This is a genomic window from Salipaludibacillus sp. CUR1, assembly GCF_021028955.1.
Lineage (GTDB): Bacteria > Bacillota > Bacilli > Bacillales > Salisediminibacteriaceae > Salipaludibacillus.
Genome location: NZ_JAIWPE010000096.1, coordinates 397,658 through 420,442 on the forward strand (window position 1 = coordinate 397,658; position 22,785 = coordinate 420,442).

Annotated in this window: 24 protein-coding genes; 9 read left to right on the top strand and 15 right to left on the bottom strand. The window is 40.4% G+C overall.

All coding sequences use genetic code 11. From position 1 onward, the window contains the following. Positions 1-43: 43 nt before the first annotated feature. Positions 44-1,678 (bottom strand): glutathione ABC transporter substrate-binding protein, encoded by a 1,635-nt coding sequence (locus K8O68_RS20685; protein ID WP_230898634.1) that lies wholly within the window; start codon positions 1,676-1,678, stop codon positions 44-46. Positions 1,679-2,050: 372 nt separating this feature from the next. On the opposite strand from K8O68_RS20685, the gene K8O68_RS20690 reads away from it, so the two are divergent. Further along, positions 2,051-3,106, top strand: coding sequence for a DUF3900 domain-containing protein (locus K8O68_RS20690; RefSeq protein ID WP_230898635.1), 1,056 nt, complete (start codon positions 2,051-2,053; stop codon positions 3,104-3,106). 488 nt (positions 3,107-3,594) lie between these two features. Here the strand turns inward: K8O68_RS20690 and K8O68_RS20695 are convergent, their stop codons facing one another. The 4 genes from K8O68_RS20695 to K8O68_RS20710 all read right to left on the bottom strand — a co-directional run bounded on the left by K8O68_RS20695 (position 3,595) and on the right by K8O68_RS20710 (position 6,428). Next, the gene (locus tag K8O68_RS20695) at positions 3,595-4,668 is read right to left on the bottom strand and encodes a hypothetical protein (RefSeq protein ID WP_230898636.1); all 1,074 of its coding nucleotides are present in this window, start codon (positions 4,666-4,668) and stop codon (positions 3,595-3,597) included. Between the two features lie 526 nt (positions 4,669-5,194). After that, complete coding sequence (locus K8O68_RS20700) at positions 5,195-5,680, bottom strand: metallophosphoesterase family protein (protein WP_230898637.1); 486 nt, start codon at positions 5,678-5,680, stop codon at positions 5,195-5,197. 13 nt (positions 5,681-5,693) lie between these two features. Next, positions 5,694-6,068 (bottom strand): YisL family protein, encoded by a 375-nt coding sequence (locus K8O68_RS20705; RefSeq protein ID WP_230898638.1) that lies wholly within the window; start codon positions 6,066-6,068, stop codon positions 5,694-5,696. A 153-nt stretch (positions 6,069-6,221) separates the two neighbouring features. Continuing rightward, entirely contained in the window at positions 6,222-6,428 is a 207-nt protein-coding gene (locus K8O68_RS20710) for a hypothetical protein (protein ID WP_230898639.1), read from the bottom strand. A gap of 242 nt (positions 6,429-6,670) precedes the next feature. Here K8O68_RS20710 and rarD point away from each other — a divergent pair, with 242 nt between their 5' ends. From rarD to K8O68_RS20745, 7 genes are all read left to right on the top strand, one after another. Continuing rightward, the gene (gene rarD, locus K8O68_RS20715; RefSeq protein WP_230898640.1) at positions 6,671-7,582 is read left to right on the top strand and encodes an EamA family transporter RarD; all 912 of its coding nucleotides are present in this window, start codon (positions 6,671-6,673) and stop codon (positions 7,580-7,582) included. 90 nt (positions 7,583-7,672) lie between these two features. Next, the gene (locus K8O68_RS20720) at positions 7,673-7,999 is read left to right on the top strand and encodes a hypothetical protein (RefSeq protein ID WP_230898641.1); all 327 of its coding nucleotides are present in this window, start codon (positions 7,673-7,675) and stop codon (positions 7,997-7,999) included. Positions 8,000-8,156: 157 nt separating this feature from the next. Further along, positions 8,157-8,966: a nitrilase-related carbon-nitrogen hydrolase gene (locus K8O68_RS20725; protein ID WP_230898642.1), complete on the top strand. Its 810-nt coding sequence runs from the start codon at positions 8,157-8,159 to the stop codon at positions 8,964-8,966. 304 nt (positions 8,967-9,270) lie between these two features. Continuing rightward, the gene (locus K8O68_RS20730) at positions 9,271-10,038 is read left to right on the top strand and encodes a transporter substrate-binding domain-containing protein (protein ID WP_230898643.1); all 768 of its coding nucleotides are present in this window, start codon (positions 9,271-9,273) and stop codon (positions 10,036-10,038) included. A gap of 84 nt (positions 10,039-10,122) precedes the next feature. After that, positions 10,123-10,794, top strand: coding sequence for an amino acid ABC transporter permease (locus K8O68_RS20735; RefSeq protein WP_230898644.1), 672 nt, complete (start codon positions 10,123-10,125; stop codon positions 10,792-10,794). After that, positions 10,794-11,516, top strand: a complete 723-nt coding sequence (locus tag K8O68_RS20740; RefSeq protein ID WP_230898645.1) for an amino acid ABC transporter ATP-binding protein — start codon at positions 10,794-10,796, stop codon at positions 11,514-11,516. Before K8O68_RS20735 ends, K8O68_RS20740 begins: the two co-directional genes overlap by 1 nt. A gap of 252 nt (positions 11,517-11,768) precedes the next feature. Next, complete coding sequence (locus K8O68_RS20745; protein WP_230898646.1) at positions 11,769-12,602, top strand: alpha/beta hydrolase; 834 nt, start codon at positions 11,769-11,771, stop codon at positions 12,600-12,602. Positions 12,603-12,646: 44 nt separating this feature from the next. Here K8O68_RS20745 and K8O68_RS20750 read toward each other — a convergent pair whose 3' ends face one another. The 6 genes from K8O68_RS20750 to K8O68_RS20775 form a co-directional block, all read right to left on the bottom strand. Further along, complete coding sequence (locus tag K8O68_RS20750; RefSeq protein WP_230898768.1) at positions 12,647-13,252, bottom strand: YesL family protein; 606 nt, start codon at positions 13,250-13,252, stop codon at positions 12,647-12,649. Between the two features lie 53 nt (positions 13,253-13,305). Further along, positions 13,306-14,784 (bottom strand): glycoside hydrolase family 32 protein, encoded by a 1,479-nt coding sequence (locus K8O68_RS20755; RefSeq protein WP_230898647.1) that lies wholly within the window; start codon positions 14,782-14,784, stop codon positions 13,306-13,308. A 38-nt stretch (positions 14,785-14,822) separates the two neighbouring features. Further along, positions 14,823-15,674, bottom strand: a complete 852-nt coding sequence (locus K8O68_RS20760) for a carbohydrate ABC transporter permease (protein ID WP_230898648.1) — start codon at positions 15,672-15,674, stop codon at positions 14,823-14,825. Positions 15,675-15,679: 5 nt separating this feature from the next. Then, on the bottom strand, positions 15,680-16,582 hold the full coding sequence (locus K8O68_RS20765; RefSeq protein WP_230898649.1) for a carbohydrate ABC transporter permease: 903 nt from the start codon (positions 16,580-16,582) through the stop codon (positions 15,680-15,682). A 78-nt stretch (positions 16,583-16,660) separates the two neighbouring features. After that, positions 16,661-18,037, bottom strand: coding sequence for an extracellular solute-binding protein (locus tag K8O68_RS20770; protein WP_230898650.1), 1,377 nt, complete (start codon positions 18,035-18,037; stop codon positions 16,661-16,663). A 148-nt stretch (positions 18,038-18,185) separates the two neighbouring features. Next, a complete protein-coding gene (locus K8O68_RS20775; protein ID WP_230898651.1) occupies positions 18,186-19,190 on the bottom strand; it encodes a LacI family DNA-binding transcriptional regulator in 1,005 nt (334 codons plus the stop codon). A gap of 286 nt (positions 19,191-19,476) precedes the next feature. On the opposite strand from K8O68_RS20775, the gene K8O68_RS20785 reads away from it, so the two are divergent. Then, on the top strand, positions 19,477-20,046 hold the full coding sequence (locus K8O68_RS20785; RefSeq protein ID WP_255717409.1) for a peroxiredoxin: 570 nt from the start codon (positions 19,477-19,479) through the stop codon (positions 20,044-20,046). Between the two features lie 55 nt (positions 20,047-20,101). Here the strand turns inward: K8O68_RS20785 and K8O68_RS20790 are convergent, their stop codons facing one another. The 4 genes from K8O68_RS20790 to K8O68_RS20805 all read right to left on the bottom strand — a co-directional run bounded on the left by K8O68_RS20790 (position 20,102) and on the right by K8O68_RS20805 (position 22,746). Then, positions 20,102-20,773 carry an LrgB family protein gene (locus K8O68_RS20790; protein WP_230898652.1) on the bottom strand — a complete coding sequence of 224 codons (672 nt, stop codon included), beginning with the start codon at positions 20,771-20,773 and terminating at the stop codon, positions 20,102-20,104. Beyond that, positions 20,700-21,140 carry a CidA/LrgA family protein gene (locus K8O68_RS20795; RefSeq protein WP_230898653.1) on the bottom strand — a complete coding sequence of 147 codons (441 nt, stop codon included), beginning with the start codon at positions 21,138-21,140 and terminating at the stop codon, positions 20,700-20,702. The genes K8O68_RS20790 and K8O68_RS20795 overlap by 74 nt, the downstream gene beginning before the upstream one ends. Positions 21,141-21,264: 124 nt before the next feature. Beyond that, positions 21,265-21,417 carry a BH0509 family protein gene (locus K8O68_RS20800; RefSeq protein ID WP_230898654.1) on the bottom strand — a complete coding sequence of 51 codons (153 nt, stop codon included), beginning with the start codon at positions 21,415-21,417 and terminating at the stop codon, positions 21,265-21,267. 204 nt (positions 21,418-21,621) lie between these two features. After that, positions 21,622-22,746 (bottom strand): TIGR04053 family radical SAM/SPASM domain-containing protein, encoded by a 1,125-nt coding sequence (locus K8O68_RS20805; protein WP_230898655.1) that lies wholly within the window; start codon positions 22,744-22,746, stop codon positions 21,622-21,624. Positions 22,747-22,785: the final 39 nt, after the last annotated feature.

The following is a 22,785-nucleotide window of genomic DNA, read 5'->3' on the forward strand; positions in this document are numbered from 1 at the left end:
AAGACTAAAAAGAGCCTGGCTAAGGCCAGGCTCTTTTTAGTTACTATTGAATAGTGACATCTTTTAGTTGGTACAACCCGGATGGATCTGCCCAGAAACCGTCAACACTGTCTGCATATCCCATAATATGGTCTGGGTGATACAAGAACGCCATTGGCGATTTATCAAGAAGATAGTTCGTTGCTTCTTCATACATTTCTAAACGGGTATCCTCATCCTGTTCAACACGGGCTTCGTGAAGCATCGCATCAAACTCTTCATCTGCAAAGAACGATCTGTTTCCGCCTGCACCAACGTTCTCAGAGTGGAAAAGCATGTGCATTGGGTAATCCGCATCACCTGTCCCAAGAGACAGACCGAGAATAAACATATCATGCTCGCCTGCCCCAGTCTGATCAAGGTACGCTCCCCATTCAACAACTTCAATTTCAATGTCTACACCGATCGCGGCTAAGTCAGCTTGCGCCAATTCGGCGACATCCATTCTTTCCCGGCTGTCATTTGTCCAGATGGTTGTTTCGAACCCATCTTCATAGCCTGCTTCAGCAAGCAATTCCTGCGCTCTTTCAGGGTCGTACTCCAGCTGGTCAACATTTTCACTGTAGCCGAAGTTAGTATTATTCACAGGGCCGAGAGCTGCATCCCCCGTACCTTCAAGAACCCCGTCCAGCATATTTTCCTTATTAAGTGCCAAAGAGATCGCCTGACGGACTCGTTCATCATCAAACGGTTCTTTTTCCACGTTAAAACCTAAATAAGTAATACTTGCGGCATTTCTTTGATATACGTTAATTCCATCCGTATTTTCAACACGCCCCATATCACTTGGGGTAACCGGGTCAATAATATGAGCAGCCCCCGTTTCCAGTTCTCCAATACGCGTTAAATCTTCAGGGACCACACTGAAAGTAACAGTATCTACTTTCGCATTTTCTCCCCAATAATCTTCATTTTTAGTTAATACGATTTCATCACCTGTGTCCCAGCTTTCAAATTTGAAATAGCCTGTACCGTAAGGATGCTCGTTAACATAGTCGCCAGGCTGCGCCCCGTCTTCCATATTCGCATAATCCTCTTCGATCACTTCCGGGCTCAAAATACTGGCGGCATAGTGTGCCATATGAGCAGGAAGCGGTGCAAAAGGATCTTCAGTTACAAATTCAACTGTATAATCATCCACCACGTTCACTTCTTCTACAATTTCAAAAAGAATTTTACGCGGAGAAGCAATTTCATCATCCAGAATCCGCTCAATATTTACCTTGACTGCTTCTGCGTTAAATGGCGTCCCGTCATGGAATTCTGCTCCTTCAACCAATTGGAAATGCCAAACATCCTCTTCTACAGCTTCCCACTCTTCGGCAAGTCCCGGCTCCAATTCCATATTATCATCATATTTGACAAGCGTTTCATATAGATTGGTTTGAATGTTACCGGACGGTACATCACTTGAAGTATGAGGATCCAAAGAGCTTGCATCTGATAATACGGCAACAACCAAGTCCCCGCCTTCTCCGCCTGCTGCTTCATCCCCATCATTCTGTTCGTTTTCATTATTTTCCGGTGTTTCTGCACCTGTGTTTTCCCCGCCTTCATCCGGTTCACTGGCACAACCAGCCAGAGCCACAGCTGCCGCGAGTGAAAACATCCCGGCTTTTAAGCTTTTACTTCTTAACATGTCATAATCCCCCTTTAAATAGTAAGAAACTCAAAGTTGATAAAAAATAAAAATATTACAAATCTATTACCTAAATTACTATATTCTAAAAAGAATGTAAAGAATATTTTTTGAAAATTATATTTTTTCGTATTTATTAAACAATTTGTTTATTTTTAAAAACGCCTGCATGTCAGATTTTTTAGCAATAATCAACTATTTTATTGAAAAATTCAAAAAAGTTTAAAAGTATAATCATAAAATATAGTAAACAAGATTTAAATTACATTAAAGGGAAATTATTGTAAAAAACTATTAGACCTTTTTCGTTAGCAGTTATTTGCCTATGTTATAATACGGATGTTATATGAAAAATAAGCCGGAGGTTTCACAATGGATTTTACTATAGAGTATTTATCTTTCTTTGTAATTAAAGTAACAGGAGGCGGAGAGGAAGCAGATAAAGTATTTAACCACTATCAGACACTGGATGAGGAGACTTACTTATCCAGCCCATTAAAAGATTTTTTAGACGGAGAATTAGGGAAAATAGCTAAACGGAAAGTAGAGCGTCATCCAAAGAGCGATCAAGTACCTACTAAAATAGGTTATTTTACAGTTGAACCCGGTTACGAGCTTGATTCAAACCCAAATTATAATCTCTTTCAGAGACTCAGGGTGGCAGACTCATTAGATACTTTCAAAGAACAAAGCGAAAAAATAGTCAGAGGCTATTTGAACACTAGTTCGATTCGGGGCGGGGCTCTTATTGTTATCCGAGCTAAACTTACTAAGTTTTCAGATGAGCCTTATATATTTGTTTTAAAATGCGACTTCGAACAGAAAGTCGCTTCTGTTACGGATGAGCAATCGCTTATTAAAAAAGTTGAAATGGCTATCACAACTAAAAATATGAAATCCATTCAATACCCTCATATGCCTGAGGAAGGAATGGCAGAAGAGTGGGAACTTAAGATTCATCAGTCCTCCCATTCCAGATATTTTGAAGAATTTCTTAAATATGTTGAATACACCCAGACGATTACGGACATGGTCAAAGACCGTGTCATAGAATCTCATCAACAGTACATTTCTGAAACATATGAAGAAGACAGTGAAGAGAGAATTGAGGAAGAAGAATATATTGAAGCCTGGTCAAATACTGCAGAGAGACAAATGCAGGAAAAATGGACGGAAGATCAGGTGATTGAAGCGTCTTCCCCCCTTGTTGAAAATCAGCCTGAAATGCCATTAAAACTGAAACTGGACCATATTGATATTAAAGGCCTCCTTTCTGATTTCAGTGACAGCATACATATCGCTAAACAAAACGGAAGATACATTGTACTAATCGAAGGAGAATCATTTTCATTTGATAAAGATGCTTCTCCGGTTGAATTCCTTCAGCCTGACACACTTGAAAATGTAATAAAACGATTAAATAAATAAAGAGGCTGGACAAAACTAAAGACAAGTTTGTAAAAGACGAACAATAATTTTTATCAGAAAGGCGTGGCCTTTTAGTTTTTCCAGCTATTCAATAGCCTGAGCTTTTTTGATTGAAGGACAGAAGGCGGTGACTCGACAGGTTAAGGCTGAAGATCCAATTCAACGAAGCTCCATGCTGCGTTGAATTTCAACCAATCCTGAAGAAGAAACGCACCCGTTAAATACATTATTATTCCGATGAACGAAGGCGAGGACACCCAGAGGATGAGCGAAGTCTTCGTCGAGAGTGATTTGGCAGATTAACAGGACAAGCCCCTGGGGAAGCGTCCGCCAGGGGGACTGAAAGCACTTCTTTTCTCATAAAGAAAGCCGAACAAAATTTTCAAATTTTTGTTCGGCTTTTCTATATGATTACTATTCTTTTGTCCCTGCCCTTTCTAAACACTACTGAACTCTTACACCAACTCCTCACATTATCTGTCCGTTTCTTAACTTTCACCTTGCTTTTCTAACACTTCTCTGCAAATATCATAAATATCTTTTACATTTAAATTCTCAGCTTCATTTAAAATACTTCTCTCAAACTGGTCATTAACCGTTTTGGCCTCTTTCAGATAAGTGATTCCCTGTTTCATATATGATTTATACAATTTTGTTAATTCGTTAATAGCCACTGCATATTTCTCATCGGTTTCAGGCATTACTGTTTCGGTATAAAGGTCAATAATCTGATCCTCTTCTTGTTCAGGGAAATATTCATGGGGATCGGTACTGTCAAATAAGCAGATACCGAGCTCTCTTATAATTACCATATCAATACTGTGAGGATCAAAACCGCAATGGTACATCTCGACGTCAAACCCTGCCTCTTCGCTGAAATGCGCTACTTTTTTAAGCAAGGTCGATTTCCCAGTCCCTGCCCGCCCTTTAATTAAGTATCGCTTTTTCACATCTTCTGTTAAATCAGGAATATAGTCAACCACACCACGAGGAGTTGACGCACCGAAAAAACGGTGTTTTGTACGGCCTTTTTTTCCAGGGTTTCGTTTCCTTCCAATTATCTCCTGAACTAAATTACCAGTCAATTTGTCGGCTCTATGAAAATCCATGCTGTTTATATATATTTCTTCCAAACCATCGTGGATTTCCAAACCTCTTTTAAAAGACCGGTGTGCTTTTTGAATAATCCTGTTGATATTTTGCACATACATCCGTCTGATGTCCTTCTCAATAAGCCGGGATAAGTTAAGAATGGGATCTGAATTAATCACTTTAGTGCGCCCTGTATGATCCAGGTCGTTAACTGTAAAAGCTGTTTTAAGAGCGGGTATAATTACACCATCAAGGGCGTTATTGTCAGACGCGCAATGAATACACTCAACTTCATGCCCTTTAGCCGCATATTCTTTGGCGATTGTTTCCAGTATTTTGGACTTAATAACCCTTAACGACCCTTTAATAACCACCACTTCATCTACATCCTGTAAATTTGATTCATATAAAGAAAAGAATCCTCTGGCAGTATGAACTCCCCAAAAGTAATGACGCATTTTTCCCTGCATAATAATCTCCCCTTAATGGTCAATCGTCTATATAATTTATGCACCATTCATCAAAAAGTGTTTGTTAGGAAGAAAAGGGACTATAAAAAGAGCGTCCTCCTACAGGAAGTCGCGGAAGCCCTCGGGTAAGCCTTCGCCGACAGTGAACCGGCAGATTAAATAAAGCTTTAGCTAAAAATTAATCAGATGAAAGCCTTTGCTATATGCATACACGACACTCTAATAATAATTAACCTGCCGTTGAACGAAGGCAAGGACACCCGGAGGATAAGCGCAGTCTGAAAATCCACTTTCCTGAAGGTGCCCTTCGGGGAAGTTAGTTGAAGACAAGCCCTCGGGTAAGCCTTCGCCGATAGTGAACCGGCAGATTAATTGACTCTGATTTAGATAGAAAAAATTCTATTTTTTACATTAAACAACCCTGTGGTAAATTTAAATCCCTGCTTCTATTAAAAAAACATCCGAACAACATTTAAAATATTGTTTCGGATGTCTTTCAGGTTACTATTCTTTTGGCTCAGCCTCTTTATGAAAAGAAAACAAATTCAGCGTGAATATGATCTGACAAAGTCAAAATCCCAAATGAAAAGTAAGGCATTTTTCTTTTATCCATGACAGACCCTGGATTAAACATCAGAGTCTTGTTTACATAACGTAAATATGGTATATGAGAATGTCCGAAAATAATACAGTCCATTTTTTCAGAAAAAGACTCTGCAGCCCTCTTTTCGGTCGTTTTACCGGTTCCATGACCATGGACAATGCCGATTTTAAATCCCTCAATTGTTAAAGCTTTTTTATCAGGTACTAGTCTTCTCATCTGATCATCATCTGTATTTCCACAGACCCCATCTATCTGTCCATATTTTTTAAACCGGTCATACACTTCCGGAGTCTGCCAGTCGCCTGCATGTATGATACGGTCAGCGGTGGCTAATTCCTCTGTTAGCCTGCCGGGAAGTGTTTTTCCTTTTTTAGGCATATGGGTATCTGAGACGACTATAATTTTCATATAGACCACCTTTTTATAATGGCAAGAAATTAAACCCTATAGGCAGCCCAAACCCTAAATACAGCGTTACCAGCAGTGAAACAACCAGCCCGATAAGCATACCATTCAGCGGTTTGCCTTTTTTCATCCGAATCATATACATTTCTGAAAAGCTTATCACAGCCAGTCCGGACACAAATTTCAGGCCGTACAGCATATGATTGATCCCTGCAAACTGAAAGAATAAAATTCCCCCGGTTATAATTATCAGGATATAAAACAGCCTTAATGCCATATGTAAGATTTTAACCTGTTTTGCCATTCCTTTTTTAAATAACGACACAGCTGCAATAAATAATACGATGGCTACTACCCAAGTAAAAATATGGGAGTGAGTCGTATAGAACATAGTTTCTACCTCCTTTTTTCTTTATCATTTTTCCAGTTCAAATTACAGTTTAAACTGAAATCGTGAAATAATAAAGGAAAATGGCGCTGGCTGATACTATAGACTCACAAAGTGTGCTTAAAAAAACCTGAGAAGAAAACAGACTATTGCAATCTAATCCTCTGTTTCATCTCTTCTCCCCTTTAATTCTTCAATAATATAGACCATTTGCATTTTTATATCTGAAGTGTTTTCAAATTCAAAGGCACTTCTGGCGAAATCCAATTCTTTTGACAGTTTTTTGAAACGGCTCTTCAGTTCTTCTGTCGTTTGCTCAGGTAAATTCATCAGACTTTTTAAATTCGGATTAACCTTGTGCATAGGCCTTTATCCTCCCGTTATATATTTAAAAACCACTATAAGTAACTTTTTATCTAAGACTAATATATCAAAAAAATGTTAAATGATAAAACATTTATCATTGCCACTACTTAAATAAACCTAAATAGAGTAGCATAGTCCCAGCCAGTGGGCCTGACAAGAAAAACGTTTATCGTTTACATCAGGCTCGAATAAAGAGTACACTTATTTTTGTTAACGAAGACAGGAAATGAGGAAAATTAATGAACCACGAACAAAGTGAAGTAACTAAGGGCGTGGCAGCTGGAATTTCTGCTTATCTTATCTGGGGTTTTCTCCCTATATACTGGAAACAGACAGAACACATTCCATCTTTTGAGGTGCTCGCCCATCGAATAGTCTGGTCACTTTTATTTATGATTTTAATGTTCTTTACCATAAGAAAAATGAGCCAGCTCATTTACGATATCCGCTATTTAATGACCCACCCTAAAATTATTGCAGGAATCGCCTTGTCAGCTTTCTTTATCAGCGTTAACTGGGTTCTTTTTATCTGGGCAGTTGCAAATGAACACATCGTGCAGGTAAGTCTTGGATATTATATTAATCCTCTGCTGAATGTTTTGCTTGGCGTACTGTTTTTCAAAGAAAAATTGACTTTCTGGCAGAAAATATCAGTATTTTCAGCGCTCACAGGAGTCAGTATTATGACATTTTCATTTGGAGAGGTACCTTATATCGCACTTGTGCTTGCATTTAGCTTTGGAATGTACGGATTAGTAAAAAAACAGACTAAAATTGGGGCGATGACAGGACTTACGATAGAAACATTACTATTAATGCCTGCGGCGTTAGGTTATATTATTTGGATCCACGGCAGCCCGTTTTCGGCCTTTTACATTGAAGAACCTAGCACTGCTCTTCTGCTTGCCGGAACAGGCGCAGTAACTGCTGTCCCTTTACTTTTGTTCGGTATAGGTGCACTTAAAATTCCTCTTTCGTTTATTGGATTTCTTCAGTATATAGCGCCTACTATCATGCTGGTACTGGGAGTGATATTATATGGAGAGTCTTTTACAGCAGTTCATGCGGTCTCTTTTTCATTTATATGGCTCGGACTATTAATTTATTCCTTTTCAAAAACGGCTTTTCTTGCAAACTTTACTCCCAAATAGCCAGTTGTTCAATTACCACACGGACATTTTAGAATACTCCTTTATATTTGTGTCAAAAATACAGGTAAAGATGTAAAGGAGCTTTTATAAATGACTAGAACCACTACTCTTTATTTAGGTATTACAGGCGGCTCATTAGGTATTATTTTTACCTTGTATGCGCTCTATTACGGTACAACAGATGAAGCAGTTTACGGCGAATCGTTTTTAGCCGGGGAAACGTTAGGTGCGATCCTGATCAGTACTGCTGCTATTGTAGGGGCTTCATTAGCCAGAAATAATGCTAAAGCAGGCGGATGGATCATGCTCTTGTCCGGACTCGCCCTGCCAGTTTTAATAGACACGTATGGTTTTATTCCGCTCATGCTTCTTCTTCCGGCAGGAATAAGCAATATAATAAAAAGAAAAACATCATAGTATACTCTATATTGAGTCTGCAGCTCTTACTGTCACTTGGCATGCATATAGGGCTGCTTTTGTTGTTTAATTAACTGAGCTTATCCAGCATCCTTTTTGACAACTTAGATTTGTTCATTTACTGTCTTTCTTATAAAAAACTAACGGGGGATTAAATATGGCAAAAGTAGCGGGCATTCAAATGGTGTCTAAGCCTTCAGGGAAAAGTGAAAACTATTCAAAAGCTGTAAAACTTGTTCAAGAAGCGGCTTCACAGGGAGCTGATATTATTTGTTTACCTGAATTATGGCTGTCAGGATACCATTTTAACCGGGAAGATATCCGGCTTCTGGCCGATACAGCAGAAAGCAGAATGATTAGTTCATTCCAACGGCTGGCTCAGGAAATAAAAACGGTCCTTATTGTTCCTTTCCTTGAAATAAGCAATACTCCAGCTGGATACGGAAGTAATTATTTTATATCCTCTGCCATCATCGACAATGACGGCAAGCTCCTGGGCATATACCGGAAGTCGTTATTATGGGGACAGGAAGAAAAGACATTTACTCCAGGGGAAAAATCATATCCTGTATTTAAGACAGCCGCTGGAACGGTTGGGGTGCTGATTTGTTATGATATAGAATTTCCCGAACCGGCAAGAGAATTAGCTCTGAAAGGGGCTGATATTATTTTTGCCCCATCAGTATGGAGCCTCGAAGCCGAAAACAGATGGGATATCCAGCTTCCTTGCAGAGCTCTGGATAACACGGTTTATATATTTGGGGTTAACGCTGCAGGTAATGGCGCTTGCGGGAAAAGTAAACTAGTATCGCCTGAAGGCACTGTCATGTCAGAAGCTTCTGCAGACAAGGAAAAGATTATTTACGGGGAGATAACCCGCGAAACATTAAAGCACGCCAGAACAAAAATCCCTTACTTGAAAGATTACTCCAATGCTTTTCAACATGAAAAAGGCCATCACTCTTAATTGTCCGGCTGTCTGAAGATGACCCAACAGTCCATTTAATGCACTAATTATAAATTAATAACAAATCTGAATTTTTCTAAATCATTTAATGATACTGTATAAATGCTTTAATATCAGGATTGTTCTTCTACGAAATTTAATTTAGAAAATTAAAAAAACTAGCACACTATGAATAACTATGCTAAAATCATTTTTAACATACAAATTGTTACAGAATACTATTTTGCTAATTTTTTTGTTTTAAATAGTGCTAATATTAGTACTATTTAAATAACACTATTTAAAAATCTAAGGGGGAAAAAATGTGAAGAAACTTGGAGTTATTTTTATGTTAGTGGCACTTGCTGCTTTTGCGGCAGCCTGCGGTGATTCTGCTGCAGATGGAGATATGCCGGAATACACGGTAGCAACAGACTCCAATTATGTTCCGTTTGAATATTTAAATACGGACACTGGAGAGATGGAAGGATTTGATATTGATTTAATTAATGAAATTGCCGACCGTGTAGGTTTTACTATTGATCTCGAAGTGGTCGAATTTGATGGTATTGTTTCCGGGATGGGAACAGGCCGTTATGATATTGGAATAGCAGGTATGACCATTACTGAAGAGCGTGCAGAAAACTTTGATTTCTCTGATCCATATTACGATGCCGGTTTAATTTTAGCGGTGCGGGCGGATGAAGAAGAAATACAGTCTATCGATGATGTGGACGGCAGGCCGGTAGCAACGCGTGCTGCTACAACGAGTGAAACATATTTAGTGGAAAATACCGATGCCGAAGTACGGACTTTCCCAGATATTGTCAATGCTTATCAAGATTTAACAGCAGGGCGTGTGGATGCGGTAATCTACGATATTCCAAACGTTCTATATTATATGGATACAGAAGCAGTTGGTGAAATGAAAACTGTTGGAGAACGGTTAACGGGTGAACAATATGGAATTGCTTTCCCTGAAGGATCTGAACTTACTGAACAAGTTAATGAAGCTCTTGCAGAAATGAAAGAGGATGGGACTTACGCCGACATTTATGAAGAGTGGTTTGGAGAAAGACCTGACGAAGACTAAATTAATTTAACCGTTAAAGCGCCGCGAATGTGGTTTTCGTGGCGCTTTCTATTCTACATACTAAAGAAGGAGGCAGCACATCCAATGATTGAAAACCTGACGGAGATATTTACGAGTCCTCATTACCGCAATACGCTCCCCTTCATCGTCCGGGGACTCCAGTTAACATTGATCGTCACGTTTACAGGAGTATTCTTCGGGTTTATTTTAGGCAGTATTTTTGGACTTGCCCGTTTATCTAAGAGTAAAATAATTTATGGAATTGCAACTGTTTATATTGAATTAGTCCGCGGTACCCCTATTCTTGTCCAGGCATTATTTTTATATTTTGCTGTATCTGATTTTTTTGGAATTAACTTTGACGCTTTAACGGCAGGTATTATTGCTATCGCCATAAATGCCGGAGCTTATATTGCTGAAATCGTTCGCGGAGGTGTGGAATCTATAGATAAAGGGCAAATGGAAGCCGGGCGCTCTATTGGATTAAGTTCCACCCAGACGATGAGGTATATCATATGGCCGCAGGCGTTTAAACGAATGATTCCTCCTCTTGGGAACCAGTTCATTATCAGTTTAAAAGACACGTCAATATTTGCTGTAATATCCTTAGGTGAAGTCACTTATTTAATGAGACAGTATGTAAGTACTTCCGGAGACCCTTTTATCCCTTATATTATGCTGTGTTTTGCTTATCTTATTATTACTGTACCCGCAATGATTATTTTACGCCGTATTGAACGGAGGTTGGATGTTTAATGATTAAAGTTACTGATTTGCATAAGTCCTTTGGGAAGGTGGAAGTCCTTAAGGGAATTGACGCGGAAATTAAGGAAAAAGAGGTGGTCTGTGTGATCGGCCCCTCTGGCTCAGGCAAGAGTACCTTTTTACGCTGTATAAATTTACTTGAAGAAATTACTGCCGGAGATATTGTTATAGACGGAGAAAGTTTAACAGACCCGAAAATCGATATAAATAAACTCCGCTCACAAGTAGGAATGGTGTTTCAGCATTTTAATTTATTTCCTCATATGACCGTGTTAAAAAATGTAACTTTAGGCCCTTTAAAAGTTAAAGATCTTTCAAACGAGGAAGCAGAGAAATTATCTCTCGATTTATTAGGGAAAGTAGGCTTATCTGATAAAGCGCATGTTTATCCAGGCAGTTTGTCCGGCGGGCAAAAACAGAGGGTAGCCATTGCAAGAGCTCTCGCAATGAGCCCTAAGGTCATGCTGTTCGATGAACCTACTTCCGCATTGGACCCTGAACTTGTCGGGGACGTACTGGAAGCAATGAAAGATCTGGCAAAAGAAGGAATGACCATGGTGGTAGTCACCCATGAGATGGGGTTTGCACGTGAAATGGGCGACAGAGTTCTCTTTATGGATGAAGGGGTTGTTATGGAAGAAGGCCCTCCGGAAAATATTTTCGATAATCCCCAGCATCCCCGTACTCAGGAATTTTTAAGCAAAATTTTGTAATTACCATTTTAAAAGGCAGCATTGGCTTGCCCGAAAAAATGAGCTGATGTAGAATTAAGCCGTTCAGATACTGAATGGCTTTTTCTTTTGTATTTTAATTATTTCAGGAGCACCTCATTTCATGTGATAAGAGCACAAAGCCCCGCCTCGCTGGATTTTTATCTGCAGCTGAATCCTGCAAGTTCCTTATGTAATAATATTCACGGGTTAAAATGTATTATTTATGGGTAATTAGGATACAGGTGATTATAAATGACTATTAATCAATTACTCAAATACATAATCTATTTGTTTTTGACAATTTTCATACTCTACGGGTTGTATGTTTTTTTGTTTTACGTTAATCAGGAGAATGACTTATTCCAGGAACCGGATCTATCAAGGGAGAAAGCACAGGAAATCACGGCTGAAAATAAAAAAGCTGAAGAACTCTCCATAGAAACAGAAGGTGGTATCAGCCTGCACGGCTGGCTCTTAAATAATTCGGATCACTCCCCTTCCCCGCTCCTGATCTATTTCGGGGGTAATGCCGAAGAGGTTTCCCGGACCCTTCCGGAATTTGAACAGTTGAATGATTGGTCTGTCCTGCTGGTGAATCATAGAGGATACGGATTAAGCGAGGGGACCCCATCTGAAGCTGCCCTTTTTCATGACGCCAAAGCGATCTATGATTTAATTTCTGAACGGGAAGAGATTGACTCAGATCATATTGCTGTCATGGGCCGAAGTATGGGGACAGCACCAGCCACCCATTTGTCTAAAGAAAGAAACGTTGCGGGAACCGTGCTCGTCTCTCCATACGATTCACGTACACGGGTAATGAAAGACAGGCAACCTCTTATTCCGGTAGAGAGGCTAATTCGTCATCCATTCAAGGTCAGTGATAAAGCTGAAACGATTGAGAGTCCCTTACTCGCTATACTCGCATCAGAAGATGAAATCATTCCTCCTGAACATTCAGCAGCCACCCTGGCAGCCTGGAAAGGAGAAAGCCAAAAAGTTTGGCTGGATGGCTACAATCACAATAACCTTCAATCAAGCCCGGACTATTGGAAGTCCATTCAAGCGTTTTTAGATGAATTATAAAAAATGCGCCCAGGGAAGATCCCCATAGGCGCATTTTCCTTGTATTAAGCTGGAAGTTCAGAACCTTCAGTGAACAAACTGACGCATATAAACCCTATAAGGCTGACACTGTAAACTGGAAGAAGCCCTGGAATCAATCCATTTAAAAAGTATACAGCAAATATACCCACAATAAGTAACAGTGTTTTTCCAGGGGCCAGCACCATCCGTTTAACCGGCTCAATAAAACTTTCCTTCGTAAAACTTACTTTTATCTTCTCAGCCGCTGCCAGCCCAAAAATGATCATCCACACTGCAAACCCTATTAATACAATTACCGTGCTTGTACTGAAAAAGTAAAAAATAAATCCTTCAAAAAAACTGATAATGTTAAGGTTTACTATTAAAATAATTACAAAAACACCACCTAAAAAAGCAACGAGGTTACTTTTTATAAAAATCTGCCGGTAAACAGACCAGAAAGTTTTCACAATGGGGGGTTCTTTCCCATCCTTCCATAAAGATATGAGCCTGCAAACGGCAATCCAAGCCGGATAAAAACCAAACAATAAAAGTCCGGCTACTGTAAAAAAAATCCACAGCAAATTAACTATGGCAAGTTTCATCAACCAATCGGCTATCCGGTAAATGAAACCTGAGGTTCCTGACATTTCCAATAAATTCACCTTCCTAAAAGAAAAAGTAATCATCATATGATGACTACTTATTTCCATATCGAAATAAAACTATGTCCTTTACAGTCTACCTCTAAATCTCCATTATTACTAGCGCCTGATATTGTAAATGATTCCCCTTCAGGGAGTACCAGGTTCGTTAGTGTTTGCTCTCCATCATTAATGAAAACTTCAACTGAGCCTCTGTCAACGATCGCTTCAATCTTCAAATACTCTTTTTCTGTGTCAAAAGGTGCTGATGTTTTTGCAGGAAAATCTTTATGGAAATGACTCATTTTCATTTTTTCCCTGTTAAAAGTAATTTCACCTGCTTCTTTGTCAATAACGAGATCGCAACTGTTAGTTACACCACTGTTATAGAAAGAAAAAGCTACACGGGATAAATCGTCTGTTTTCATATTAAATGTCAGGCTGAAGGGGGCATCCGGCTGAAGGCATATGCTCTTCTCTTCATGCGACAGCTGAACCGTACTGTTAATAAACTCTTTGTTGATGAGCCCATTTATTTCAGAGGCCGGCCGTTGAAGCAATTTAATTTTGCCGTCCTCTCCTTCTGTTAAGGATACCTCTCTTGGCAAAGACATCGCGCTTCGCCATGGATGAGTCGGAACTTCGTTAGCATACTGCCAATTGCTCATCCAGGCTAACCATACCCTTCGGGAGTCCGGCATATCAGAAAACGACTGAGCAGCGTAAAAATCTTTTCCGTAATCCACCCATAAAACGTTTTTCTCGGATGCTTCATTAACAAAACCTTTTCCATCGAACTGGCCGATAAAATACTGGCCGCCGGATCCTCCTGCAGCAGCACCCGCCTGAACATCTATTTCCAGAACCCATTTCGTCTTGTCAGAGTTGGCTACCGGGAGCTGAAACAGATCAGGACATTCCCAAACTCCGCCATGAGCACCTTGATGTTCCCCAAATTTGCTCGTATATTCCCACCTTTTAAGGTCTGATGACCTATAGAACATTACTTCCTGGCCTGCAGCAAGAACCATGATCCATTTCTCTGAAGCTTCATGCCAGAATACTTTAGGATCTCTGAAATCTTTAATCCCCGGGTTAGGGATAACTGGATTTCCTTCATACTTGTGCCATGTGCGCCCTTTATCCTTACTGAATGCGATACTTTGCTGCTGAAAATCTCCGTCTGCACTTGTATACAAAGCTACCAGGCCATGACTCCCATTGAAAAACCCTGTGGTATCGTGCCAGTCAACAACGGCACTTCCTGAAAAGATCATGCCAAGGCTGTCAGGCTCCATAGCTACCGGAAGATGTTTCCACTGATACATGTCAACACTTACAGCATGTCCCCAGTGCATTGGGCCCCACGTTTTTCCATGAGGGTGATACTGATAAAACAGGTGATACTCTCCTTCATAATACACCATTCCATTCGGGTCATTCATCCACTGGCTTTCAGGGGTGAAATGGATGTGCGGGCGATACGGCTCATTATATAACGATTGTGCTGGCGACTCGTGTTTAAGTTGCTTTTCCATATAAAGCACTCCTTCTTCGATCAATAAAATCGGTAGTTTTAATTTTTAGATCCGGTGTGGGCAAGGCCCTGGACATAATAGCGCTGCAGGAAAATAAATATTAACAGCATAGGTACGGTCGCCACTGTAAGTGCTGCCATTACCTGCCCCCATTGAATAGGCGGCTGATTCATAAAGTACTGCAGGCCGATTTGAATCGTTCTCATACTGTCATCATTAGCAACAACAAGCGGCCAGAGAAAATCATTCCAGTGATTGATAAATAAGACTATAGCTACGGTTGCAAAAACCGGCTTTGACAAAGGCACAATAATCCGGAAAAAGATACCAATTTGTGAACAGCCGTCAATTTTAGCCGCTTCTTCCAGCTCTCTTGGGAAGTCCAGGAAAAATTGGCGGAAAAGAAAGATAGCAAAAGCATTTGCAATGAACGGGACGATAAGTCCTGTATACGTATTTACCCACCCAAGATTAAAAACTAAGACGTAAAGCGGCAGGAAAATACTTTCCGGCGGGATAATCAAAGTAGCTATAATTACCGCGAGCCAGAAATTCCTGAGAGGAAACTGGAACCTTGCAAGCGCGTAACCTGCCATTGAATTAACTATAAGGCCGAAGATGATAATACCAATTGTATAAATCAAACTGTTCATAATGTAGCGCAATAAATTTACTCTCTCAAAAGCCATTATGTAGTTTTGAAAATAACCGTCCACTTCATTTGGCATCGGAGGCAGGAAAGCTTTAATGGAAGTCATGTCCCTGAAAATTTGCACGTCTCCTTTAAGAGAGGACATGACCATCCACACGAGAGGAAACAGGAAGATGACAGCCAGAAAGCTCATGGTTACATATAGAATTATTTTTTTCATTAATGCTGGCTTTTTCATAGCCCTCATCCCCTCTCCTCTTTAACTAATATTCGCTGGATAATAGTGATAGTTAATACCATCACCGTGAAGACAACTGCCATAGCTGAAGCGTAGCCTACATCGCGGTAATTAAATCCAACTTCATAAATATGGTAAACCAGGGATTTCGTAGAGCCTAGAGGCCCGCCCTGGGTCATGATCATCGGTTGAACAAGCAGCTTGAACGCAGCAATCGTAATCGTTATAAATATAAATAAGGAAATATTCTTCAAACCAGGCAAAGTAACATGCAAAAATTTATGGAAAGTGTTTGCCCCATCTATGTCTGCAGCTTCATATAAATGGTCAGGAATATTCTGCAGCCCAGCAAGGAAGATCATCATTTGAAAACCTGCTCCCTGCCATACACTCATGACAATGATAGAGTTCATTGCCTGGTCCGGACTTGTTAAAAAAGGCTGAGGAGGAATCCCTAATAACCCGAGCATTTCATTAATTAACCCTTCATTCGGATTATACATAAAGGTCCACAGGATAGACACTACGACAAGAGACATGACAACCGGAGAGAAATAGGCTGTCCGGAAAAACACTTTTAATTTCAGTTTTTTATTCACAAGCAGTGCGAGCCCTAAAGCAACAGCTATTTGTATAGGAACGACAAGGAAAGTAAAATATAATGTATTTCTTAAAGCCTGGCGAAATTCAGCGTCGCCTATAATCATCTGAAAATTTTCAAGTCCAATAAAATTTTTCTCGCCGGGCCTTAAAATATAGAAGTCTGTGAAACTGTAATAAAATGCAGCTCCCATTGGGTAGAGCAAAAACACACCTAAAAGCAGCAGTGCAGGAAGCAGAAAGAAATATCCTGTGAGAGCTTCTTTCCCTTCCCTTGTTTTTAAACTGTATCGTTTACGAGTCACCATAATGGATCACTCCAAGCGGTCTTTGTTTTTATAAATAGAGGAGCCTGAAAGTTTTCACTTCAGGCCCTTTAATACTAATTAATCTTGAAAGCGTCTGAGCTCACGCTCTACACGGTCAACCTGCTGATTCAGAATTTCTTCCACATCTTCCCCTAGTGCAGCGGCATGGAATGCCTGGGCAAAGGCATCTGTCAATACAGGATAAGCTGGCGTTTGCGGTCTTGCGTGTGCCGTTTCAGTAACTTGATCTCTCATTACAGACCAGGGAAGTTCATCATAGTGATCCATTGCTTCAAATGCTGAATGTCTTGCAGGAGGCATGCCCGTTACTTCAGAAAGCCCGATTGTAGACTCTTCATTTGTCATCCAGGCCATTACTTCAAATGCCTCTTCCGGATGCTCGCTCAACGTTGTAATTCCGTATGCCATACTTCCCGAAGGTGATTTAGGAACTTCTTTATAAGGGTAAGGCATCATTCCCCATTCAAAGTCGGCATCTTCTGCAGATACTGCAATCCACGGTCCTCCCAGAGCCATCGCTGCGTTTCCTTCTTCAAACTGCATCTCTCCCGGAGTAAGGCTGACTACTTCTTCTTCAAACAATGTTTTTACAAATTCTAACGACTCAACTGTTTCAGGACTGTTCAAGTAGCCATCTACTGTCGTGCCATCTTCAGATATTAACTCGCCATTATTGGACCAGACAAACGGTGCTCCCATAAAGGTCAGCCACTCACCTACTCCATAGTTCATGAAAAGATTAAGACCGTAGCGATCTTCAGTTGTTAACTGCTGGGCAACTTCCAGAAACTCATCCCATGTCCAGGCTTCTTCAATGCTTGCTGGAGCTGCAATTCCTTCTTCTTCAAAAATATCTTTATTATAATAGAGAGGGACAGATGCTTCCATGGCACCTAAAGAAAATAGCTCTCCATTATAAGTTCCCTGCTGAATAATTGAATCTACAAAATCCTCTCTGTCTTCATCGGTTATATACTCATCTACAGACGTGATAATATCCGCTTCAGCAAAACTTGCTACATATGGGCCATCCAGGGCCAGAATGTCCGGCAGATTGCCGGCTACCAGGGCAGCATTAACACTGTCGCTGTAAGAACTGGCTCCATCATCTATAATGATTTCGGCATTAACATAAATGTCATCGTTAACTTCGTTAAACTCATCAATACGTTTAATATAAAAATCAGTTTCGTCCTCCCCAGTCTGGTGAATCCACATATCTAATGTGACAGATTCATCACCGGTGGCTTCCACTCCCTGTTCAGCTTCACCTGTTTCAACCACGTCTCCCTGTTCGCCGCTGTCAGCATTGTTGTTCGAATTTCCAGACGCATCACTACCCGATGTCTCGCCGCCTGATTCTTCTCCTCCGCATGCAGCCATGATCGCCACAGACAAAGTTAAAGGAGCTAATGTTTTGAACATTCTTTTCATAGTTAATTCCCCCTGATCTAATAGTTTAATAGACTCGTTACTGCAAGGACGACTTGTTCACCTCCATAATAAGTAAAATATAATCGTTTGCGTAATCGATTACGCGAACGGTTTAAAAGTAAGTCATGCTAATCATTGTTTCAAATGCTTAACATGACCCTCTAACAACAAGTTCTGACGGAAGTCTGTGAACGTCATAAGGATCCTTTGAACCGTTGATCCTTTTTATGAGAAGTTCTACTGCTTTTTTACCCATTTCGTAAGATGGCTGCTTTACTACAGATAATGGCGGCGAAGTAATACGGAGCCAGTCATAATCGTCAAATCCAATAATGGCCACTTTATCAGGAATAGGTATACCTTTTTCCTGAAGATAATTCACGGCCCCCATAGTCATAATATTATTGGCAGCAAAAATAGCTGTTGCTCCAGTTTCCTCAACCAGTTCTTTTGTAAAAGAATGGCCTTTATCGAACGTTGCGCTGCCTATTTTAACCAGTGATTCGTCATAAGACAGGTTGTTATTTTTCAGAGCATTTTTATAAGCCTGGAGCCTCTCGTCACTTGTTGTAATACCCAGAGGACCGGTAATAAACCCTATTTTCCTGTGTCCTTTGCTAATTAGAAGCTCAATAGCCTTATACGTCCCGGCCCCGCTGTCAATTAACACAGTATCGCTCGTAAGTTCCTTAGGCTGTCTGTCAATAAAGACAACCGGATAGTTGCCTCGGAGATTTTCTTTATAATCGTGTTTCTGAGAATCAACCGGGGCGATGATTAACCCGTCTATCAGCTGGGAGTTAAAGACTTTAATCTGGTCCTGTTCAATGCTGAGATCTTCACTGCTGTTACTGAGAATTAAATTGTAACCGTTTTCTTTTAAAACCTGTTCAATTCCGTTTGCAATTGACATAAAGAAAAAATTAGATGTGTCAGAAGCAACGAGGGGGACGAGCAGACCTATAATATTCGACTTACGGCTTCTTAGGCTTCTCGCCACGGAATTCGGCTGGTAATCAAGTTCTTTCATTGCTTTATAAACTTTTTTCTTCGTTTCCTCTGCCACATACCTGGTCTCATTGATGACGTGAGAAACCGTGGCAGTGGAGACGTTGGCTTTTTGAGCCACATCCTTCATACTTATGTTTTCCATAGGCCAGGACCTCATTTGTAATATTTAATTTATCTGCGTAATCGATTACGTAACCGATTACATTTATCATACACCTCTTATATTTGAAGTGTCAAGAAAAGTTTTAATTTATTTTCCGGGTGTTGAGTTTTTGGAAAACTAAGTGGTTAATAATGAAATTTTTTGGACTAACAGCGTTACTATGATCATTGCATATAATGGGTAGAAATACAAATTGATTTGGGGTGGGTTCATGGATAATAATAAACACGAAGAGCTGTCAGTTGAGTCGTTGGATACATGCCAAATGCCTTTTACGGCCACACGTGATGACTTTGCTCCTCTTTTTTCTGCTCCGGCTCTGATTAACAATGAAATGAGTAGTGTTAATTTAAGGAACGCGCAGGGAAAGTGGGTCATTTTATTTTTTTATGCGAGCGACTTTACTTTCGTCTGACCGACCGAATTGGCAGCAGTTGCTGCTATTTATGAGCATTTTCAAAAACTGAATGCAGTCGTCTGGGGAATCAGTACAGACAGTATTTATTCACACAAAGTATTTAAAGAGACGTCCCCCTCTGCCTCACGCGTGCAGTTTCCTCTGGTGAGTGACAGAAACCAGAGAATAAGCCGCGCTTACAGGGTGCTGGATCCGGAAGCAGGTGCAGCCTTCCGTGCCACGGTCATCGTCGATCCTGAAGGAATAATCAGATCAAAAATGGTTTATCCTCGTGAAGTGGGCCGGTATGTATATGAAATTTTGAGAATTCTTGAAGGAATCCTTTACTTTGATACGACAGGGTTAGGCGTACCTGCTAACTGGGTTCCCGGCATGCCCGGCATAGAAAGAGATCCGGACATGATCGGAAAAATATAATTTCCATATTGTGGGGGGGCTGACCCCCTGCTATATAACACCGGGGATTGGCTTTTTACACAAGCCAAAATAAAAATGATAAGTAAACCCCTGCCACTGCCATTGCGCTGCCTGCAACCGCTCCTTGAATTTCTCCTTCGCTGGTAATATGGGCTGTGCCTATTCCATGAGCAATTGTACCAATAGCCAAACCTCTTGAAACCGGGTCGGAAACTTTTGTGAGGGTTAGAAGGCGAGGTCCGAACATCGCTCCAATCAGTCCGGTCACCATCACAAAAATGGCTGTTAAAGTCATATCCCCTTGCTTCAGGGCAGCTATTTCCATAGCAATTGGCACAGTAGCTGACTTGACGGAAAGGGCGGTTGAGGTTTGCTGTGTAATATTAAAAAGCTGAGCAAGTGCCAGACTTATTAATACAGCTGCAGTTGAGCCCGCAACAAGACTGAAAGCGAGGTTTTTCCCTTGTTTCATTATTATTTTTCTATTTTTATAAACGGGGACAGCCAAGGCGACAGTCGCTGGCCCTAAAGCGTAGGAAATCACGTCTTTAGAAGGTTCATAAGCACTGTAAGGTACGCCTGTTATAACCAGAACCATAATAATTATAATGGTGCTTAAAAAGACTGGCGTAGTAAATGGTGAAGGCAGTAATTTATACATTCTTCTTGTAGCGAAGTAAACTACCGCGGTTAACAGGATATAACCTCCTATTATTAACAGAGCCATTTTCTCCCCTCCTTTTTTCCCCAATTACTTGAGACACCTTGCCTGTGGCCACTAAGCCGGCCAGTGTGCTGCATGTAATAATAACTAACAAATAAATCATGTGTGTCATTGCCATATGACCAATTGCCATAATGCCTACACATATCGGTATAAAGAAAAAGCCTAAATGTTTTACAAAGAGCGCAGCTCCTTTTTCCACCCATGAAAGAGGCAGGAGACCTGTACCCAGAAGAAAAAAAAGAATTAGCATGCCAGCCACATTTCCTGGAATAGCCAGGCCTGTATAACCGACCAGATAATTTCCGATCTGATTAATAAACCATAATATCCCAATCTGTATTAGCATAATGCCGTATTCCTTCCACATGTCCAAACCTCCCGACCTTTAACTGATTCAATCTGTACTAATGAAAACCGTCCTCTTCATGAGGACGGTTTATAAAGTCTTCTGTTAACTAATTAAGCAAATGAACGAAGAGAGGACTTTTTTGTTACATCACTTCTTCATATGCTTCGTGTGTGGTATACGTCCGGGAATATAGATGCTCCAAGTCTTCATCAGTCAGCACCATTAGTTTGTCATTGGACATTTCCTTCACCCTTGATAGAAATTTGATCATGTTTTCGCGTTCTTGACGTAGCATATAAATCCTCTCCTTTTTCATGTGTTTTAATACAGTTTGTATCGGTTAATATGTATTATATAACAGTGGTTTCAAAATGGTCAATGCTTTTTTTGAATTTTTTTAAAATTTTTTCAGAATTTTTTTGTAAATAGCTGGGGGGTCAGTCCCCCCAGCTATTTACAAAAAATCCGTGCCGGAATTTTCCGGCACGGTTCAGTTTAATTATTGGGCTTTTTTCTTTCTTAATTCTTTGGGTACATAAACACAATAGGGTTCACTTTCTAAATAATCGCCTGTCATGGCGTATGCCCTGGATCTGGAACCACCGCAGACATGTTTAAATTCGCATACTCCGCACTTGCCTTTATACATATCCGGGTTTCTCAAAGATTTAAAGATATCAGATTCTCTGTATATTTCTGACAGTGGTGTCTCTCTTACGTTTCCCGCTTTAACAGGTAAAAGCCCGCTTGGGAACACATCGCCTGTATGGGAAATGAAGACAAATCCATTTCCGTCATTGACTCCCTTTGGAGCTCTCCCTAGCCCGTCAATCTGGCCAGTAGCTCCCTGCTTTAAAGCATCCCCGTAATGGATATCCGTACCTTTACTTGCACTGATTTTCTCGCGCATTTTATTTTGGATGACTACTCTCCGGTAATGTTGAGCTGCCGTAGTCTTTATATCAAATGATACCTTTTTTGATAAGTCATACAGCCATTGAAACACCTTTTCATGTTCAACCGGTGAAATCATATCTTTTTCCTGTCCCCGTCCTGTTGGAACAAGAAAAAAAACGCTCCATAACACGCAATCCAGCTCTTGAATAAGCTCAGCCATTTCTTCCAGATGGTCCACATTGTATTTTGAAATAACTGTATTAATCTGTACAGGCATCTGCAGTTCGTGAAGATAATTAATTGCATTCATTGTTAAATCAAAAGACCCGCTTGTTCCTCTAAAATGGTCATGAATTTCAGCACTATGCCCGTCTAAACTGAATGCCCAACGCGATAAACCGACTTCTTTAGCTTTTTCCATCGCTTTTTTTGTTACGTTAGGTGTCGCTGAAGGAGTCATAGAGACCCGAACTCCTTTCTCGATGGCATACTTAGCTATATCAAAGACATCTTCGCGCATTAAAGGATCTCCGCCTGTAAAAACAAGCATTGGATTATTCATTGAGTATATTTCATCAATCAGCTTTTTCCCTTCTTCAAAAGATAATTCCATAGGGTGGCGCCGGTACTGCGCCTCCGCTCTGCAATGAAGACATTTTAATTCACAAGCCCTAGTTAATTCCCATATAACTATAAACGGATTCTCATTATAATCTCCAGGAAACATAATAACCCCTCCCAGTTAAGTTTAATTCTTACTTAAAGC

What these genes read in the sequence shown, in the direction of transcription:
- rarD (WP_230898640.1), top strand. Translation starts at nt 6,671, where the DNA reads ATGAACCACGAACAAAGTGAAGTAACTAAGGGCGTGGCAGCTGGAATT.
- K8O68_RS20760 (WP_230898648.1), bottom strand. Translation starts at nt 15,674, where the DNA reads ATGAAAAAGCCAGCATTAATGAAAAAAATAATTCTATATGTAACCATG.
- K8O68_RS20765 (WP_230898649.1), bottom strand. Translation starts at nt 16,582, where the DNA reads ATGGTGACTCGTAAACGATACAGTTTAAAAACAAGGGAAGGGAAAGAA.
- K8O68_RS20725 (WP_230898642.1), top strand. Translation starts at nt 8,157, where the DNA reads ATGGCAAAAGTAGCGGGCATTCAAATGGTGTCTAAGCCTTCAGGGAAA.
- K8O68_RS20720 (WP_230898641.1), top strand. Translation starts at nt 7,673, where the DNA reads ATGACTAGAACCACTACTCTTTATTTAGGTATTACAGGCGGCTCATTA.
- K8O68_RS20735 (WP_230898644.1), top strand. Translation starts at nt 10,123, where the DNA reads ATGATTGAAAACCTGACGGAGATATTTACGAGTCCTCATTACCGCAAT.
- K8O68_RS20745 (WP_230898646.1), top strand. Translation starts at nt 11,769, where the DNA reads ATGACTATTAATCAATTACTCAAATACATAATCTATTTGTTTTTGACA.
- K8O68_RS20770 (WP_230898650.1), bottom strand. Translation starts at nt 18,037, where the DNA reads ATGAAAAGAATGTTCAAAACATTAGCTCCTTTAACTTTGTCTGTGGCG.
- K8O68_RS20755 (WP_230898647.1), bottom strand. Translation starts at nt 14,784, where the DNA reads ATGGAAAAGCAACTTAAACACGAGTCGCCAGCACAATCGTTATATAAT.
- K8O68_RS20790 (WP_230898652.1), bottom strand. Translation starts at nt 20,773, where the DNA reads ATGGCTCTGTTAATAATAGGAGGTTATATCCTGTTAACCGCGGTAGTT.
- K8O68_RS20705 (WP_230898638.1), bottom strand. Translation starts at nt 6,068, where the DNA reads ATGTTCTATACGACTCACTCCCATATTTTTACTTGGGTAGTAGCCATC.
- K8O68_RS20700 (WP_230898637.1), bottom strand. Translation starts at nt 5,680, where the DNA reads ATGAAAATTATAGTCGTCTCAGATACCCATATGCCTAAAAAAGGAAAA.
- K8O68_RS20690 (WP_230898635.1), top strand. Translation starts at nt 2,051, where the DNA reads ATGGATTTTACTATAGAGTATTTATCTTTCTTTGTAATTAAAGTAACA.
- K8O68_RS20800 (WP_230898654.1), bottom strand. Translation starts at nt 21,417, where the DNA reads ATGCTACGTCAAGAACGCGAAAACATGATCAAATTTCTATCAAGGGTG.
- K8O68_RS20695 (WP_230898636.1), bottom strand. Translation starts at nt 4,668, where the DNA reads ATGCAGGGAAAAATGCGTCATTACTTTTGGGGAGTTCATACTGCCAGA.
- K8O68_RS20710 (WP_230898639.1), bottom strand. Translation starts at nt 6,428, where the DNA reads ATGCACAAGGTTAATCCGAATTTAAAAAGTCTGATGAATTTACCTGAG.
- K8O68_RS20795 (WP_230898653.1), bottom strand. Translation starts at nt 21,140, where the DNA reads ATGTGGAAGGAATACGGCATTATGCTAATACAGATTGGGATATTATGG.
- K8O68_RS20740 (WP_230898645.1), top strand. Translation starts at nt 10,794, where the DNA reads ATGATTAAAGTTACTGATTTGCATAAGTCCTTTGGGAAGGTGGAAGTC.
- K8O68_RS20750 (WP_230898768.1), bottom strand. Translation starts at nt 13,252, where the DNA reads ATGTCAGGAACCTCAGGTTTCATTTACCGGATAGCCGATTGGTTGATG.
- K8O68_RS20685 (WP_230898634.1), bottom strand. Translation starts at nt 1,678, where the DNA reads ATGTTAAGAAGTAAAAGCTTAAAAGCCGGGATGTTTTCACTCGCGGCA.
- K8O68_RS20775 (WP_230898651.1), bottom strand. Translation starts at nt 19,190, where the DNA reads ATGGAAAACATAAGTATGAAGGATGTGGCTCAAAAAGCCAACGTCTCC.
- K8O68_RS20805 (WP_230898655.1), bottom strand. Translation starts at nt 22,746, where the DNA reads ATGTTTCCTGGAGATTATAATGAGAATCCGTTTATAGTTATATGGGAA.